The sequence below is a fragment of the Novosphingobium sp. genome (genome assembly GCF_031424035.1).
Classification (GTDB): domain Bacteria; phylum Pseudomonadota; class Alphaproteobacteria; order Sphingomonadales; family Sphingomonadaceae; genus Novosphingobium.
This window is the reverse complement of sequence record NZ_JANPGP010000005.1, coordinates 1-1,620: the sequence shown is the minus strand read 5'-3', so window position 1 is coordinate 1,620 and position 1,620 is coordinate 1. Positions and strand designations below refer to the sequence as shown.

At 62.4% G+C, this 1,620-nt stretch carries 3 protein-coding genes and 1 pseudogene; all 4 read right to left on the bottom strand.

The window, feature by feature from the left end:
• A pseudogene (locus RMO89_RS00140) lies at nucleotides 1-320 on the bottom strand (ATPase); the annotation flags it as partial.
• Between the two features lie 29 nt (nucleotides 321-349).
• Nucleotides 350-577, bottom strand: a complete 228-nt coding sequence (locus RMO89_RS00135) for a F0F1 ATP synthase subunit C (RefSeq protein ID WP_310530475.1) — start codon at nucleotides 575-577, stop codon at nucleotides 350-352.
• 41 nt (nucleotides 578-618) lie between these two features.
• Entirely contained in the window at nucleotides 619-1,407 is a 789-nt protein-coding gene (locus tag RMO89_RS00130; RefSeq protein ID WP_310530474.1) for a F0F1 ATP synthase subunit A, read from the bottom strand.
• Nucleotides 1,408-1,450: 43 nt separating this feature from the next.
• Nucleotides 1,451-1,620, bottom strand: a 170-nt coding sequence (locus RMO89_RS00125; RefSeq protein ID WP_310530476.1) for an AtpZ/AtpI family protein, incomplete at its 5' end; no start/stop codon positions are given.

The window sequence follows — 1,620 nt, the reverse complement described above, 5'->3', positions numbered from 1 at the left end:
CCGATCGCCTTGTCGGCCTCGCCGACGCGGGCTTCGGACGCCTTGGCGGCGCTCGCCTTGGCCTCGGCGGCGAGCTGGGCCGCTTCGGCGCGGCTCTTGTCCATCGCCGCGCGATAGTCTTCCTCGAGCGCGTCGGCGGCCGCCCGGGCCCCCTCGGCGCTCTTGAGGTCGGCGGCGATCTTCGCGTCGCGCGCGTCGACCGTCCCGATAATCTTGGGCAACATGCCAAGACCGATCACGACGAAAATCGCGCCGAAGAAGATCGCCAGCCAGAACAGCTGCGATGCATAGATTTCGCCGATCTGGCTAATCTGCGGCATGTTCGCCGACCCCTGAGTGCTTGGTTAAGTTAGGCGACGAACAGCAGGATCATCGCGACGACGAACGCGAGCAGGCCGAGAAGTTCGGCGGCGGCGAAGCCGATGAACAGGCGGCCCTGCTGGCCATCAGCCGCAGCCGGATTGCGCAGCGCGCCCTGGAGGAACGAGCCGAAGACGTTACCAACGCCGATGGCGGCCATGCCGGCACCGATGGCGGCGAAACCTGCACCGAGCAGCTTTGCAGCTTGAGGATCCATTTGAAAAACTCCTTATTGTAAACAGTGGATTGAACGAAAAATCAGTGAAGGTTCTCAGCGTCGTTGAGATACAGCGACGTGAGCAGCGCGAAAACATAAGCCTGGATGGCGGCGACGAGGATTTCGAGCGCCGAGATTGCCACCATCAGCGCGAAGCTGGGAATGCCGACGACCGTGCCCCACAGCAGGCCCGAATTGGTGCCCGCAATGACGAAGCCGGAAAGCACTTTCAGCAGCACGTGGCCGGCCATCATCGCCACGAACAGTCGCAGCGCGAGGCTGAACGGGCGGACGAGGAACGAGATCAGCTCGATCACCGGGATCAGCCACATCAGCCACAGCGGCGTGCCATGCGGCACGAACAGCGAGAAGAAGTGGAAGCCATGCCGCCAGAAGCCGACGACCAGGACGATGGCGAAAGTCATCACCGCGAGGACGCCGGTGACGCTGAAATGGCTGGTGAAGGTGAAGGGATGCAGGCCAATGAGGCCGATCGGCAGCAGGCCGAGCACGTTGGCGAACAGGATGAACATGAACAGCGAGAAGATGTAGGGCACATACTTCTTGCCCGCCGGGCCGATGTTTGCGGCCAGCAGGTTGTCGATGAAGCCGGTCATGCTTTCGACCGCCATCTGCCAGCGGCCGGGCACCAGCTGGCGCTTCAGCCCGCCCTGCACGAACACCAGCAGCACCACGGTGGTGATGGCCATCCACAGCGCGGAATTGGTGAAGGCGATATTGTAGCCTGCGATCGACCAGTGATCGGTGCCGAACAACGGCTCGATCGAGAACTGGTGCATCGGATCGACTTTGGCCTGTTCGGCTGCCACGCGTCCTGCCTCTTCGACTTCTCTACATGCGAAGCAGCGCCCGCTATTCGGGGCGCTGCGCCGACATCCTGATGATGCTTCTGAAGGCAACGATGATTCCGAGGAACATCACCACCAACAGGCCCCAGGGCGAGGTTCCGGCAAAATGGTCAATGACCCAGCCAATGAACGCCCCGCCGCCAATTCCCCCGATCAGTTCGGCCAGAACCCGGT

Bases quoted from the DNA above. Each gene is read 5' to 3' on its own strand.
- RMO89_RS00135 (WP_310530475.1), bottom strand. From the start codon at position 577: ATGGATCCTCAAGCTGCAAAGCTGCTCGGTGCAGGTTTCGCCGCCATC.